Source organism: Chitinophaga sp. GbtcB8 (genome assembly GCF_019091455.1).
GTDB lineage: Bacteria > Bacteroidota > Bacteroidia > Chitinophagales > Chitinophagaceae > Chitinophaga.
On the sequence record NZ_JAGXJN010000006.1, the window covers coordinates 181,846 to 197,230 of the forward strand.

At 47.8% G+C, this 15,385-nt stretch carries 11 protein-coding genes; 3 read left to right on the forward strand and 8 right to left on the reverse strand.

What is annotated here, in order from left to right; translation table 11 throughout:
• Positions 1-35 precede the first annotated feature (35 nt).
• The gene (locus KVT36_RS09025) at positions 36-1,028 is read left to right on the forward strand and encodes a type IX secretion system membrane protein PorP/SprF (protein WP_217603164.1); all 993 of its coding nucleotides are present in this window, start codon (positions 36-38) and stop codon (positions 1,026-1,028) included.
• 18 nt (positions 1,029-1,046) lie between these two features.
• Positions 1,047-2,870: an OmpA family protein gene (locus KVT36_RS09030; RefSeq protein WP_217603165.1), complete on the forward strand. Its 1,824-nt coding sequence runs from the start codon at positions 1,047-1,049 to the stop codon at positions 2,868-2,870.
• 126 nt (positions 2,871-2,996) lie between these two features.
• Here KVT36_RS09030 and KVT36_RS09035 read toward each other — a convergent pair whose 3' ends face one another.
• The 8 genes from KVT36_RS09035 to KVT36_RS09070 all read right to left on the reverse strand — a co-directional run bounded on the left by KVT36_RS09035 (position 2,997) and on the right by KVT36_RS09070 (position 12,035).
• Entirely contained in the window at positions 2,997-3,386 is a 390-nt protein-coding gene (locus KVT36_RS09035) for a 4-fold beta flower protein (protein ID WP_217603166.1), read from the reverse strand.
• A 202-nt stretch (positions 3,387-3,588) separates the two neighbouring features.
• Positions 3,589-4,644 carry a hypothetical protein gene (locus KVT36_RS09040; RefSeq protein WP_217603167.1) on the reverse strand — a complete coding sequence of 352 codons (1,056 nt, stop codon included), beginning with the start codon at positions 4,642-4,644 and terminating at the stop codon, positions 3,589-3,591.
• A 169-nt stretch (positions 4,645-4,813) separates the two neighbouring features.
• Positions 4,814-6,145 (reverse strand): DEAD/DEAH box helicase, encoded by a 1,332-nt coding sequence (locus KVT36_RS09045; RefSeq protein ID WP_217603168.1) that lies wholly within the window; start codon positions 6,143-6,145, stop codon positions 4,814-4,816.
• 133 nt (positions 6,146-6,278) lie between these two features.
• Positions 6,279-7,169, reverse strand: a complete 891-nt coding sequence (locus KVT36_RS09050; RefSeq protein WP_217603169.1) for a right-handed parallel beta-helix repeat-containing protein — start codon at positions 7,167-7,169, stop codon at positions 6,279-6,281.
• Positions 7,170-7,318: 149 nt separating this feature from the next.
• A complete protein-coding gene (locus tag KVT36_RS09055; RefSeq protein ID WP_217603170.1) occupies positions 7,319-8,599 on the reverse strand; it encodes a mandelate racemase/muconate lactonizing enzyme family protein in 1,281 nt (426 codons plus the stop codon).
• Between the two features lie 22 nt (positions 8,600-8,621).
• Complete coding sequence (locus KVT36_RS09060) at positions 8,622-9,569, reverse strand: RraA family protein (RefSeq protein ID WP_217603171.1); 948 nt, start codon at positions 9,567-9,569, stop codon at positions 8,622-8,624.
• Between the two features lie 10 nt (positions 9,570-9,579).
• A complete protein-coding gene (locus tag KVT36_RS09065) occupies positions 9,580-11,136 on the reverse strand; it encodes a gluconokinase (RefSeq protein WP_217603172.1) in 1,557 nt (518 codons plus the stop codon).
• Positions 11,137-11,147: 11 nt separating this feature from the next.
• Positions 11,148-12,035, reverse strand: a complete 888-nt coding sequence (locus KVT36_RS09070) for an AraC family transcriptional regulator (protein WP_217603173.1) — start codon at positions 12,033-12,035, stop codon at positions 11,148-11,150.
• A 162-nt stretch (positions 12,036-12,197) separates the two neighbouring features.
• Here KVT36_RS09070 and KVT36_RS09075 point away from each other — a divergent pair, with 162 nt between their 5' ends.
• Positions 12,198-15,374 (forward strand): SusC/RagA family TonB-linked outer membrane protein, encoded by a 3,177-nt coding sequence (locus KVT36_RS09075; protein ID WP_217603174.1) that lies wholly within the window; start codon positions 12,198-12,200, stop codon positions 15,372-15,374.
• Positions 15,375-15,385: the final 11 nt, after the last annotated feature.

Genomic DNA, 15,385 nt, shown 5'->3' on the forward strand with positions numbered 1-15,385 from the left:
AACAATATCATCTGCGGATCTAAAAAGTGTTAAAGATGCAAACAGTAATCAGAGCAGGAATAATTGTCTTGCTGTTAAACATAGGATTAAGCGTAAATGCGCAACAGAACATACAGTTCAGCCAGTACGTCTTTAACGGCTTAAGTATAAACCCTGCTTATGCCGGATATAAGGAAGACCTGTATGTGAATGCCGTGTACCGTCATCAGTGGGCCGGCTTTCCCGGCGCGCCGCGTACCGGTGGCGTATCTATAGATGGTATTACAGGTGAAAAGGTAGGGCTTGGGCTACAAATGTTATTTGACAAGCTGGGGCCGCAGGAAGCGCTGTCCTTATATGGCTCTTACTCATACCGCATACCATTGGACGATGAGGGCACACGGCGTTTATGTTTTGGTATAGGCGGCGGCGTTACCCAGTATTCCATAGATGGCAATGCCCTGCGGTATACCGACAATGACGATGTAGCCTTACCACTGGGTAAAAAGAGCGTTTGGGTGCCGGATGCCCGTTTCGGGATCTACTATTACACACCGCGGTTTTATGCCGGGGCTTCTGTTATGGACCTGTTTTCGCTGTATACAGATGCCTCCCGCTATTCCTGGAAAGGGAACAATTATTCCACCATCCGGAAAACGCAGCACCTGTATGTTACTACCGGAGCCATGTTCCCCTTATCGGAATACCTGCAGCTAAAACCATCCATACTAATAAAAGAAGACTTTAAGGGGCCAACAAATGTAGATGTGAATGCATTTCTTTTGATCAATGAAATACTATGGATAGGCGCCTCTTACCGCACCGGCGTAAAATTGTGGAATAAAAATAACCTGCCGGGTGATCTGAACCAGCTGGATGCTGCCAGTGCAATGGTGGAATATTATGTTTCAGAGAAGCTGCGCATCGGTTATTCCTATGACCTGAACGTGAATAAAATGGCAGGTTACCAGGGCGGCTCCCATGAAATATCCCTCGGTTTTTTATTCCCTTCCAAAAAATATACTGTGCAGAACCCCCGATATTTTTAAACACCTTACTTACGTTCTATGATACGTTGCAGTTTAACATTAGCCCTGGTAATGATACTTAGCGCCAGGCTGTATAGCCAGGAACAGAAAAGCGTATTGCGGTCGGCAAATGAAGCATATGCCCGGGAGGAATATGCGGTGGCAGGTGCGCTTTATAAGCGGCTGGCACGTAGCAAGGGAGATAAAATGCCGGTTGACCAGTGGATGAGAATGGCCCGCTGTTACCAGGAGATAGGTGATTTTAAGGAAGCAGCTGATTTTTACCAGCATATCATAAGCCGGCCGGACCATCCTTCCTCCGCATATTTTGCATATGGGGAAGCCCTGCGGCAGCTGGAACAGTATGATTCAGCCAGGCAGCAATATACCCAGTTCACCACCGGCAATACAGACAGCCTGCAGCTGAAGGCAGTGGCATTGCAAAGCTGCGACAGCGCTGCCATATGGGCCAGGCATCCTGCTTCCGTACAGCTGAAGGCGTTAAAGGAGCTGAATACATCCGGCTCCGACCTGGTAAGCGGTGTGGTACAACGGGGTTTGCTGTTAATGTCAAACGGTTACCGTTCACTGGGGCTGAACGGTGGGGCAGAGGCGCACCCGGCAACGGATAAACGTACGGAACAACCTTATTATAAAGCATACATTTATAAACAGTATTCGCAGGGTAACGCTAATATGTTCCTGGAAGAGCTGGTACCTGCACTTTTAGGGAAGGCCGACTATCATATAGGGCCGGTTTGCCTTAACAGAACAGAAGACACCCTGTATGCCACTATCAATATACAGGGGAAAGATATACCCTACACCGGCAAAGGCCCTGTTAATGGTATCAGGCGCCTGCAGATCTTCCAGTCCGTAAAAAAAGACGGGAAATGGACACCATTGGTGATGCTGCCGGGTTTGAACGTAGCCGGCTATTCATCCAGCCATGCAGTGCTGAACAGCAACGGAAGTATCTTATACTTTGTATCAGACCGGCCGGGAGGGTATGGACAAACAGATCTCTGGTACTGCGAAAAGCAGGCAGATGGCAGCTGGGGCCAGCCGGTTAACTGCGGGGACAAGGTAAATACCGTAGCCGCAGAAATTTTTCCCACGGTTAATGAAGAAGGTATCCTGTATTTTTCCAGCAAGGGATACGCCGGTTTTGGAGGATATGATATCTATCGCGTAAAAGGCAGTAAAGCCAGCTGGGAAGTGCCGGTGAACATGAAAGCCCCGTTCAATTCCGGCGCCGATGATATAGGGCTTATACTAAAGCAAAATAATTATGAAGGGTACCTGGCATCCAATAAACCAGGCGGTATGGGCCGTGATGATATTTATTATTTCGCTGACCCCAATTACATTAACCGCGTTAATGGGAACCCTTCTCCGTATGATGAGCATAAAATCCCGGGTAATAATAATGTGCCCGGAACGGCTACCCCCGGCGGGCAGCCTGCACCGGTTATAAGAAAACATACCGCGGAAGAAGAAGAGGATAAGCGTCAGCTGGAACAGCTGAAGTTCTACTATGATTATAACAGCGCGTCCCTGCTCACGGAATCACGAAAGGTATTGGACCTGGTGGCCGGCGTGCTGAAACGGAACCCTGGCTGGAAGATGGTGATCGCCTCTTTTGCAGACAGCCGTGGCCCTGATCAGTATAACACGGATCTGTCGGCCTTACGTTGTTATGCAGTAATAGACTATCTCGTTAGCAAAGGTATTGATCCTAAGCGGCTGTATTATACCAATAAAGGTGAGCAGGATCCTGTGAACAAGTGTAAGGATGAGGTGCCCTGCTCGGAAGAGGAATATAAGCAGAACCGGCGTTCAGAGCTGAAAGTTAGCTGGTAAAAATAACAGGAAGCCGCCTCAGGGCGGCTTTGTTGTTAGCAGTATCTTTATTAGTGAATATCTTTTGATGTTAAAGTTGAGAACTGTCGTGAATAGACAAACCTTTTCAAAAAACGGTCAAAGCAATTAAAATACGGAGACCGGCTCATTAACCGGGGTAACTGTTTCCCGCATATGCCCCATAAAAGCATAAAAACTTTTTGTATCCCATTGGTCCAAAGCAGGTACCCAAATGGAATAATCCGGCTTAACTTTTTTTATAATCTCTGAGGCGGTCCCTACATTAAGTGTAAACCCCTTTTTGGAGAATGCTACTATACCTGGAATTAATTTGCCCGTAATTAAGCCATCGGCATTCCTGAAATACTCGTCAAATAATTTTCCAACCCAGGCCCCATCCAGGGAATACACCCCGTTCCCCAAAACTATACCCAGGGGCTGAAAAGTGCTGACGTGAAAAATAACCTTACTATCTATAAAGGCTACGGCTTTTCCTGTTTTATCAGAGATGTACATAATGAGACGTTTATATATGCAATAAAAACATCAATTCCTATCTTGACGGCAATATTACTGTTGGGAATAATGGTGGCTCAAAAATAACACTCTGTTTATAATATCTATGTTAAGAATTGTTCACATTCGATGCACATTCGGTCTATTGCTGTATGCGGCGTATGTAATTGTAATTGGATGTTACGCTTTCTTTTATTTAGCCTCAATTATTTATTTTCTGTAAGGTTATTGTCATTGAATCATTCCCCATCATTCCGGTCAGCATTAAATTGCCGGCAGCATTAACCGGCGACATTGCAGCTGTAAAGACGGGTTTACCCGCCGGAGCACGCCACTTTACTTCCAGGTGACCGTTCGCTTTTTTATAAACACCATACCATCTTCTTTGCAGGTTGTTATATTCAAATACACATCCATTTTTACTATCAAAGTATACGAGAGTAAGTATGCTGTCTGCGCAGCTGGTACGGCTAAGAACCCGCTGATCTACCTTTATTTGTTCCACTTCATACTTTCCCCTGAGGAGTGGATCTTTATCAGGAGTGCCACGCATAGCAATTAACAGCAGGGGGATATAAATGATAGAAAGACGCACCGCTATTTTTAAATATTTGGAAAAATGCAGCGTGGGCAGCTGATCTTTTGCTGCAAAGAAGAACTCCTTTAACCGGTTAAATTCTATGAACAGGAAATACAAAGTGCCGGAGATCATGATGGAGGCGTGAACAACTACGCTGGCGCCGATCTGGTAAAAAATATCCATCAGTAAAATGTTTGCCAGCACGGGCAACAGTATAAAAACACCCGCCAGTCTTGTTCTGCGGAACAGGAGTAACATTGCTCCGGTTAGCTGGCATCCGGCAATAATACAGCCAAAGGGATAAGAGTAGCTGAAAAAGGCCCAGAATAGCTCCTGTGATGAAAAGCTGCTGTAAGGGAGGTCTAGCTTGCTCAGTGGCATAACAAACTGCAGATGAAAAAGTTTTTCCCATCCAAAGGTAGCCAGGTCAAAGGCCACGCCATAACGTAAAAGGCCTTGCCAGAAAGCCAGGGTAGCCGGTTGATTGGTTTTCCGGATCTGCCATATCACCGCGTAAATAATCGCAGCAGCCAGCAGCAGAAAAGGCACGATACCGATCATCCTTACCGGGATCCATGCCCGCAGGAATGTAAAGCTTATGCGTAAGGTGGAAGCGCCGATTACCAATCCTGCCAGTGCGCAGGTAATGAGTTTCTTGAAGAAGGAGATCTGCTGCATACAATATAAAGCGGGTTACTAAATATAATATTTAGAAGGAGATGCAGGAGAAAAGATTTTCCATAATGCTTCTTTCCGGGGTGATTTTACTTTCAGGTGGAGGAATGCGCATGGTGCGGCGCCTGATACCAATACTAAGCAGGAGGGAGGCGTTAAACCTCCCTCTTTTTTATTTCTTTTTAGCGCCCCGTGTTTTAGGTTTGCCATATTTCTTCATCATTTTCTCCGAGTGCCGGACCTTTACATTTACCTTTTTGTTCTTCGCTGATTTCTCGTGGAAGGCAGCTCCGGCATCATCGCGCTTGCGTTCTTTTAACACGATGTTTGGTACAATAAATTCCGGTTCTTCCTCCTTTGTATGTTTATCCGAGATCTCCAGGTGCTCAGGTAAAGGCAGCTCGGGGATCTTATAATTCATCAGGGCCTCTGCTTTTTCACGCAGCGGCTGCTCCTGTGCTGAAATGAAGCTAAGCGCTATTCCCTTTTTATCTAAGCGGCCGGTACGGCCAATACGGTGAATATAACTTTCCGGCAGCTCCGGCATATCAAAGTTGATCACATGTGATACTTCGGAAATATCCAGCCCGCGTGCAATAATATCTGTAGCGATCAGCACCCTGTAATTACCTTCCTGGAATTGTTCTATGGAGTTGAACCGGTAATTCTGTTCCTTGTTGGAATGGATCACACCTATCTTATCCGGAAACTTTGCGGCCAATGGCTCATACAGCTCATCCGCCAGTTTTTTTGTAGATACAAATACCAGCACTTTCGTCATATCCCCCTGCTCGCGGATCAATAGTTCCAGCAGGTTTACTTTTGTATAGAAGTTGGGAACGATGTAGGCATGCTGGCTGATATTCGTTAAAGGGCTTCCGGCAGGCGCAGCTTCAATCGTAACAGGACTATTAAAGAAAGTATCCATTAGCGCCTCCACCTCCGGCGTGATGGTGGCTGAAAAAAGGAGGTTTTGTCTTTTTGCGGGCAGCAGATCCAGGATCTTCACCAATTGAGCACGAAAGCCGAGGTTCAGCATTTCATCCATCTCATCTATCACCAGCTGTTTAATGGCTTTCAATTTTAATGTGCCGCTCAGCACAATGTCCACCAGTCTGCCCGGCGTAGCTACCACCACATCCAGCTTACCCGCTGCTGTAGCCATTTGTGGGTTCATATTCACTCCCCCATAGAAGCCGGCTACTGCTACGCTCATGTAACCCGTAAGCCTTTTAACAGATTCCTCCACCTGCAGCACCAGCTCCCGGGTAGGCACAACGATCAGGATCTGCGGAAACCTGTCTTTGGTGAAAGACCACATGCGCAGGCAGGGCAGGAGGTAAGCGAACGTTTTACCGGTACCTGTTTGGGCAATGCCACACACATCCCGGCCTGACATTGTTACGGAAAATACCCTGCTTTGAATAGTGGTAGGCGTTGTGAAATTAAGATCCTTCAGCGCTGCCAGTAAAGGTTTATTCAGATTTAAATCCTCAAAAGTCATATGTGCCAGTAAAAAATGAACTACAAAAGTAGCGTTATTCCGGGGTTAGGCGAAATTCATATTAATTCTTCAGGCAGTGGATAGAAAAAGTGCCCCCAAAAATGATACACTTTGAGGGCACTGTAAAGTAAGATTAATATAACCTGTAAAACAGTGTTTTACCATTACCGGTGCCGGTGCTGCCGGTAATAGTAATATGACCGGTATTCCCGTTTCCATCATAACCGGAGGCCATGTTATAGCTCGATGTGCAGTTGGTTACCGTATGCGGCACATTTTGGCCGGAGCTGCCCAGTTTAAAACCATTGCCATCCCCATTGCCGCCATATCCGTTGTTGGTGGCAGTACAATTAGTGATGGTAACGGTAGCAGGCTGTCCGTACAGGTCCCAGCCATCATCTGAATTGTGGTTGGCAGTGCAGTGGTCAAACTTGTTTCCTGCACCGGCTGATAATTTGCAGGCAAAACCATCGGCATTTTCACCACCGTTCTGCGTATCATAATTGTCATTGGATTTGCAGTAGCTCACGTTATTGTGATGCGACTGGTTGTAGATCTGCAAACCGGAATCGTGATTGCCGGAAGTGGTAATGTTATAAACATAGTTATAACCGCCATACTGGAATACCAGCCCGCAATCAGGAGCATTCTTAATAGTCATGTTAGTAATGTTCCAGTAGCTCCCGTTACACTTTACACCCCAGCCGGATGAGATGCCGGAACAATCCAGCGTGCCGCCGGTGAAATTGATCTTGGAGCTGGAAGTACCGCTGTTGAGCAGCTGTAAGGTACTGGTAAGTTTAATAGTGCCGCTGACAGTAATGATGTCGCCTGGCTGTGCTGCTTTTATAGCAGCTTTCAGGGCTGTTTCTGTTGTTACGGTTACGCTGGTGGCAGCTGCAGTAACAAGTGTAGCAGCAGATGAAGCCAGCTTTTCGTCAGCAGTGCCAGGGGTTACGCCATTGTTCTTTTGACAGCTGGCAAATGCAATGCACAGCAAAGTAATAAGGGTTCCATTTTTCATAACAGTGGGTTTTAATTATTAGGAGATAGTAATTAGGGTATGCTGAAATTCAGCAATTAATTGATAAGTTGATTACCACTGCGTTGTTTTATTTACGCAATCGTTATCGGCAACGATTGCACGTAGGATCCCGTTATGTTATTTGCTGCTTACTCAAAAAATGGCACCCCTGGTATCGCATATTTTTTCATGCCGGCTTCATTGATCTCCACGCCAATGCCGGGTTTATCCGATACCGTTATAAAACTGTCTTTCACCCATTCACCATCATAGGTAACTATTTCTTTAAACATGGGCTGTGTATGAAAATAGGATTGCCATTCCATGATCATGAAATTAGGTACGGCTGCGCAAACATGCGCACAGGCCATAGCGCCCAGGAAAGAGGCTACCATGTGAGGCGCAAAAGGTACATAGTATAAATTAGCCAGGTTGGCAATACGTTGTCCTTCTCCCAGTCCGCCGCATTTTTGCAGATCCGGCATTACAATATCTACTGCGCCTGTTTCAAGCATTCTCCGGAAACCATAGGCCAGGTAGTGGTTTTCGCCGGCGCAGATGGGAGTGCTCGTTGATTCCGTGATGAGCTTATACGCTTCTACATTCTCCGCTGGTATCGGTTCTTCCAGCCACATCAGGTTCAGGGGCTCCAGCCTTTTCGCAATGGCTTGTGCGGTTACGGCATCGTAGCGCCCGTGCATATCGGCGCAAATATCGATCTCAGGGCCTACGGCCTGGCGGGCGGCGCTCAGCTGATCGTACATGCGTTGCAGTTCGGCAGGGCTGGCCGTCCAGTTATAACGATCGTATTTGTTAGGATCGTTGGCCTGGTCCAGGTCGAACTTAATAGCATTGAAGCCCATTTTTTTTGCTTTCGTAGCTGCTTCGGCAAAATCAGCCGGTTTGGGCAGGTGCTGCTGGTACAGAGCAGTATCGCAATATACACGTATCTTATCCCGGAACTTGCCGCCCAGCAGCTGGTACACGGGCAATTGCAGGGCCTTGCCGGCCAGGTCCCACAAGGCTGCTTCTATGGCTGATAATACAGCTACATACATGCCTGACTGTGCGCCCTGGAAGAAACCCGATTTGCGGATGTCTTCAAACAGGCGGTGCACATTCAAAGGATCCTGCCCTTTGATGCGCTCACCGAAATTCTTTACCAGGTAATAGGTACCGGGAATGGCGTCCACGCCTTCGCCACATCCCCATATACCCTGGTCGGTATATATTTTTACAAACAGGCTGCCCCTGATGTAACCGCATTTCACTTCGGTGATCTTTAGTTTGGAAGGAGCGGAAGCTTTGGGAGTACGGTTCAGGGCTTGTTCATATCCCTGTCCAAAGGCGGGTAAAGCGGCCAGGGGCGCCATAGCGGCTGCGATGGCAGCCTTGGTTATAAAGGATCTGCGTGATGTTGGATTGGTCATTATAATTCGTTTTTTTTAAGGTTTACCATGTTCTTCCTTTCAAAAATTCCTGTACCTGGCTGCTGGATACAGGCAGCTCGTTAATATGATCGTGCAGCCATTTGGAGAAATCCCTTTCTATCTCATCGCTCCAGCGTGAGTCGATCTGTCCGGGTGTATATGTTCCTGCGCGCAGCCGCTCATGGCCAAACATATCGCGCAGGCGCACGATCTCAGAGGTTACTACTACTTTTTGTACCAGCTGCGGCGGAATGAAGATCACACCGCCATCCCTGCCCAGCACCACATCACCCGGCATTACAGTAGCCTTGCCTATGCGTGTGGGCTGGTTAATGCCGGCAAGCGTGGTATTTAATTCGCCCGCAGGATTGTTCAGGTGGTGTGATGGATGATAGCTGCGAAAAAAAGAAGTGAAGGAGCCGATCTCTTTCAATCCTTTGATATCACGGATGGCGCCATCGTATATGATGCCGTTGCCGGTTTTGGCATAAATAGAATTGCCGAGATTATCTCCTATTGTAGGACCGTCTTCATAAGCATCAAACTGGTCTACTACATACACATCGCGTTTCACCAGCAGGTCAATAGGCCAGGAGTTCTGCGCTTTCACTCTTTTATCACGCAGGCCAAACTGGTCTATGACGCGGTGCAGGTCCGGGCGGCCGGGCACAAAGATGGCAGTAACGGCGCGGCCTACCAGCACACTGTCGGGGTTAATGGTCTGCCATTCACCTTCATACTGGTGTTTGTAATTTTCATTCCGGAGTACAGCCCATGCTTCTTCCAGGGTTACCAGCTTCATACGGTCCAGCAGGCTGTCAGGTACTTTAGGCCTGCCATCGGCAAAGCGTTCACCTTTCCATTCAGGTGTGAGTGCAATAAGCTGCTCGCGGCTGATCTGCTGGGCATGTATTGAGCCGTATACCCAAAACAGTAATACTGCTGTCAGCCAATATTTTGATCTGTGCATAGCAATAGGTTTATAATGGTGAATTATGTGGTAACAGGTTAGTGGCGGCATATTGCTGCTGCAGGTTGCCAATGGCCTCAAATTCATCAAACAATTTGGTGCTCAGCTTTTCAAAGATGTTGAAGTAGTCGGCATACATTGCATGGCGCTGTTGATCCGGTTCATACATATCAGGCAGCTCCACAATGCGGGCCGCTTCATCCAGCGATCTGTAAAGGCCCATTTCAGTAGCGCTCAGTAACCAGGCGCCAAAGCTCACGCTGTGGAATTCCCGCCGCAGGCGCACGGGTTTGTTGAACATATCGGCAATGATCTGGGTGCAGAAGGGAGTAGTACCAAAGCTGCCGTTCACTGAAAGGCTTTGGATGGTGCGCTGTTCACCAAGGCTTTTGCCAATGCTGTATATTTCATACAGGATGCCCTCAATGGTAGCGCGTATAAAATGTTTGCGTTCATGTTTAATGTTCAATCCAAAATAGGAGCCCCGGGCATTGGCATTCCAGATAGGAGCGCGTTCGCCCAGCAAATAGGGCAGGAACAGCAGGCCGTCCGAACCTGCCGGTACCTGTGCTGCTTCTTCCAGGAGCTGCTGTATACTGTGTGTTATATCAAAGGGTTTTGTGAAATCACCGAACTGCTTTGCAAACCAGTCAAAGATATTCCCGCCGTTATTGGTAGGCCCGCCACTTACATAACAATCATCGGTAAGCAGGTAATTGAAGAAGCGCATTTGCTCATCTTTCAATACAGTGGGGCCCATTACCCGTACGGCCCCGCTGTCTTCAATGGTAATGGTGGCTTTTCCTTCGCCTTTTACGCCGTCGCCCAGCGTGGCCAGGCAGCCATCGCTGGAGCCGATAAGTATTTTGACGTCGGCAGGCAGGCCCAGTGATTGCTGGTAAGCCATTTTCAATTTGCCGGCAGTAGTAAATATGGGCGCCAGCTCAGGTAGTTTGGCTGCTGTAATACCTGCATACTCCAAAGCATCCGCTTCCCAGGTTACGGTATGTATGTTCAGCAAACCGGTAGCAGAAGCAATGCTATAATCTATCAGGTACTTACCTGTGAGCTGGTGAATGATATAACTTTTTATAGAAAGGAATTTACTGGCTTGTTTGAACCGTTCTTTATCCCGGGTCCTTAGCCACGCTATTTTCAGCAGGGGCGACATGGGATGAATGGGTGTGCCCGTGGCTGCATACAGGCTGGGGCCAAGGGCCGACCGGCGCAGCTCCTGCGCTTCTTTCTTGGCGCGGTTATCGGCCCAGGTAATGGCGTTGCCGAGCGGGTTGCCATTTTTGTCCACTGCCAGCAAACTATGCATGGCGGCGCTGAAACAGATGCAGGCTACTTTATATTTTTTCGGGTAAAGATATTGGTTCAGCAGGTTCTTTACCACATACAATGTGGTGATAAAGATCTGTTCGGGATCCTGCTCACTGTGATCAGGGTCAGTATGAAATGTAGGATAATGGCCTTTCATCGAATGGAGGACGTGGCCGCTCAGGTCAAAGGCAAAAACCCTTACCCCGTTTGTTCCCAGCTCAATAGTAATGATACATTCCATGTCTATCGTAATTATTTATTGTATAAATGGTTTTTTCTGAACTCACTGGGCCGGTAACCGGTCAGCTTTTTAAAGGTGGTGGAAAAATGTTGCGATGAATAAAAGCCGGTATCCAGCGCTATATCTGTTACGCTGATATCCGGCCGCTTCAACAGTTTGATGGCTTCGGAAATACGGATGTTGATCAGGTAATTGATGGGTGAAAAACCGGAGTAGCTTTTTACCCGCTCTGTGAACAGGGTGGTGCCCAGCCCAACCAGCGCCGCCATTTCTTCTACCGTCCATTGATAGCTCAGGTCCCGGCGCAAAGCTTCTTCCAGGTGCATGAATGTTTTGGGGAAGTCGCGGCCGGGATTGTTTTGCATGGTCATGTGCCGAGTTACCTGTATCAATAGCTCATCAAGCTGGTGATTGACCCGCGTTTGATATCCTATTTCATGACCGGACAATTCTGCGTGTATGCATTTAAGTATTTTACCGGCTTCATTGAACCTGCAAAGAACGGGGGTGTAGTTTAATAATAATATTTTGCCGATAGCGGCGCCTTCGCTTTCCGATAAGCCGCTCCACTTACCAGGCAGCAGATGGCCGTTTTCCAGCTTTTGCATGCTGATATGCAGCCAGGTGAAAGAGCCGATCTCCAATACGCCGTCATCGCTGCCAAACGGCACGCCGGGTAATACCAGCGCTACATCGCCCGGGTATAAAACATAAGGCTGATGATTGATACGCCATGCGAATTTGCCTTCTATTATATAATACAGGCGGATGTCTTCCGTGGCTGTGCTGAGAAAGGTATTGAGCTGAATAGCGCCATTCTTTTTTATGCCCAGCTCAGAAATATGCGGGAACAACCTCAGTTCTGCCGATTTACCGCGTTGTAGTACAAATTGATGCATAAGGTTTATCTAAATACGGGGTAATCAGTTTCACTCGTGGAATACTGTATAAAGAAAAGAAATTTATTCTTTAGAGATGTACAAAATTCAACGCCGTTCTATTTTGGAAGTTTTTGAATGTAATACCGGATAATTTGTTGCTTGAACTTACAACTTCCCGTTATGAAAATGTATACCAATGGCAGGCGTCCTTGCCTGATCAGCTTTTGGCTGCTTTTCTTTCTTTTTCTATTGCGATCTGCTGCTCATGCACAAACGGTTACAGGTACTGTGTCGGATGATAAAGGTGTGAAACTTTACCGTGTTTCTGTGGGAGTAAAAGGAACCACACATGGTACAACCACCGATGGCGATGGCAGATACAGCATTCCTGCTGCAGCCAATGCCACGCTGGTGTTCAGCTCAGTAGGGTATAAAACAATGAATGTGGAAGTTGCCGGGCGCGCCGTGGTGGATGTATCTATGGCAGAGGAGAACCAGAGCCTGGGTGAGGTGGTGGTTACGGCCCTGGGCATCAGAAGGCAGGCCCGTAGCCTGGGATATTCCGCCACCAGCGTTAAAACTGAAGAGCTGACGGTGAACCGCACCAGCAATGTAATGAATGCCTTACAGGGTAAGGTGGCTGGGCTGAATATTTCATCGCTGGGCACAGGTCCCGGTGGTACCTCCAAAGTCCGTATCCGTGGCCAGTCGTCCCTTTCAGGGCAGAATAATCCACTGATCGTTATCAACGGCGTGCCGGTTGATAATACTAACTTCAACGACAATATCATATCAGGCGTTGTAAAAGGAGGCGGGGTGTTTGCAGATGGGGGAGATGGCTTATCCAGCATAAACCCTGATGATATAGAAAGCATGACGGTCTTAAAAGGAGCGCCTGCATCGGCGCTCTATGGGTCGCGCGCTAAAGATGGTGTGATCATGATCACCACTAAAACAAGAGGGAAAACAAAAGGTATTGGCGTTACCTATAACCTGAACTATACCAATGATACACCATTGGATTTTACAGATTACCAGGATCAATACGGACAGGGTGAGAATGGTGTCCGCCCTACAGCTCCTAATCCTACTTCAGGACAGTGGTCGTTCGGGGAAAAGTTTGCACCCGGTATGACGCAGGTGCTGTTCGATAATCTAACGGTTCCATACCAGCCGCAGGGCAGCCGTATTAAGGAGTTCTACCGCCATGGCCAGAATGTTGCCAACACAGTGGCATTTGAGGCCAGTAATGATAAAGGCGGTATGCGCCTGTCGCTGAATAATACGGAGAACAGAGGTATCGTGCCCAATAATTCGTTTAACCGTAAAACCATGAACCTGGGTTATAGCTATAACCTGTCAGAACAGCTCATTTTGTCCGGCAATATCAACTATTCCAGGGAAGTCAATAAGAACCCGCCGAATATTGCTAACCAGGATAATTCCATTCCTACCTCTATAATGGCCATGTCAACCTCCATGCCGTTAAATTTGCTCAATGAGAACAAATACAATGCAGCAGGCAATGAAAATCCCTGGTCCAGGTTCACGAACCGCACCAATCCGTATTGGGTGCTGGCGGAACAGTTCCACAACATTAAACGCGACCGCATCTTTGGCAATGTAGCATTGAAATATAATATCCTCCCATGGCTGAGTGTACAGGGCCGCTTTGGGCAGGATTACTGGTCACGTGATGAGGAGGTGAATAACTTCCCAACCGGTCAGGCTTCCAGGGCAGCTGCGCCTCCCGGTTTCGTGAACGGTTTGTTTACCCAGGAATCGCGCCGCTTCAGGGAAACGAACCTGGATTTCCTGGTGAATGCAAACAGGCAGTTCGGTGATCTGGGATTGAGCCTGAATGCCGGCGGCAACCGCATGCGCAAAAGGTCCGACATTAATAATGTAGTAGTTACCGATTTTATCATCAGGGATTTGTATACAGTGCAGAACGGGCGGGCAAAAGATCCGGTGTACACGCTTACAGAACAGGGCGTGAACTCGCTCTACAGCTCAGCGGAACTGAACTGGAAACAAACCTTTTATGTAACAGGCACCGTGCGTAATGACTGGTTCTCTACACTGTCTCCGGCAAACAGGAGCATTTTATATCCATCCGTTTCAGGCAGCTATGTGTTTTCCGAACACCTGCCTGCTTTAAGCTGGCTGAACTTCGGTAAGGTGCGGCTGGGTTATGCGGAGGTAGGCAGCGACGGCGATGTAGCGCCTTATTCGGACCGGCTGTTCTATACCCCGAACCCCAATTTTGCTACTAATCCCAATGGTGTACCGGTACCGGTAGGCACCAGTAATATCAGTAACGGTGTTACCGGCACCACCTTGCCCAATCCCCGGCTGAGACCCAGCCGTGTAGCAGAAACAGAAGCCGGCCTGGAATTACGCATGTTTAACAGCCGTGTAAACCTGGATGTGGCAGCCTACCGGAAGATCACAAGCGACCAGATAGTGCTGGTGCAGATCTCTGACGCCTCCGGTTTTTTCAATACACCCATCAACAGTGGTAAAAGCCGCAATTACGGGTTTGAGGCCCTGTTAAACCTGGTGCCGGTAAGGACCGGAAAGTTCAATTGGGAATTTACGGCCAATACTTCTTACAACATTACTAAAGTGCTGAGCATTGTTACTGACAAACCCGGTGAGCGCATTACTACGGGCACGCATGTATTTAATGGTGAAACCCGGCAGGTGGTGGGTGAAGAGATAGGCCAGATCGCCGGTTACGGGTATGCGCGGAATGAAAAAGGACAAATGATCTTTCAGTCGAACGGTTTGCCCCAGCGCACACCCGACTTCGTGTTGTTTGGCAGTGCCCTGCCCAAATGGGTAGGCGGTTTCCTTAACTCTTTTAATTACAACGGCATTACACTGAATGTGCTCATTGATTATAAGCTAGGCAATAAAATGTTGTCGGGCACCAACTTCAACGCCGTGCGGCATGGCCTGCATAAAATGACGCTGGAAGGCCGTGAATCAGGTGTGAAAGGCAACGGTGTGGATGCTAATGGTGATCCGAACAACGCGGTAGCATCGGTACAAACCTATTGGGAACATCTTCGCACACAGCAGATCGTAGAAGCAGTTGTTTATAATGGTGGTTACTGGAAGCTGCGCCAGCTAAGCCTGGGTTATGACTTTACAAAACATCTTTCCCCTAAATGGCCTATCAAAGGTGTAAAGCTTGATTTTGTAGCCAATAATGTACTGATCATCAAGAAATGGGTAGACAATATCGATCCTGAAACATTTGGTTTTGGATCGGATAACCAGGTGGGGCTGGAATCGCCCGGCCTGCCCAGCACCCGCAGCCTTGGATTGAATTTGAATATTAAATTCTAACAACCTCCGTC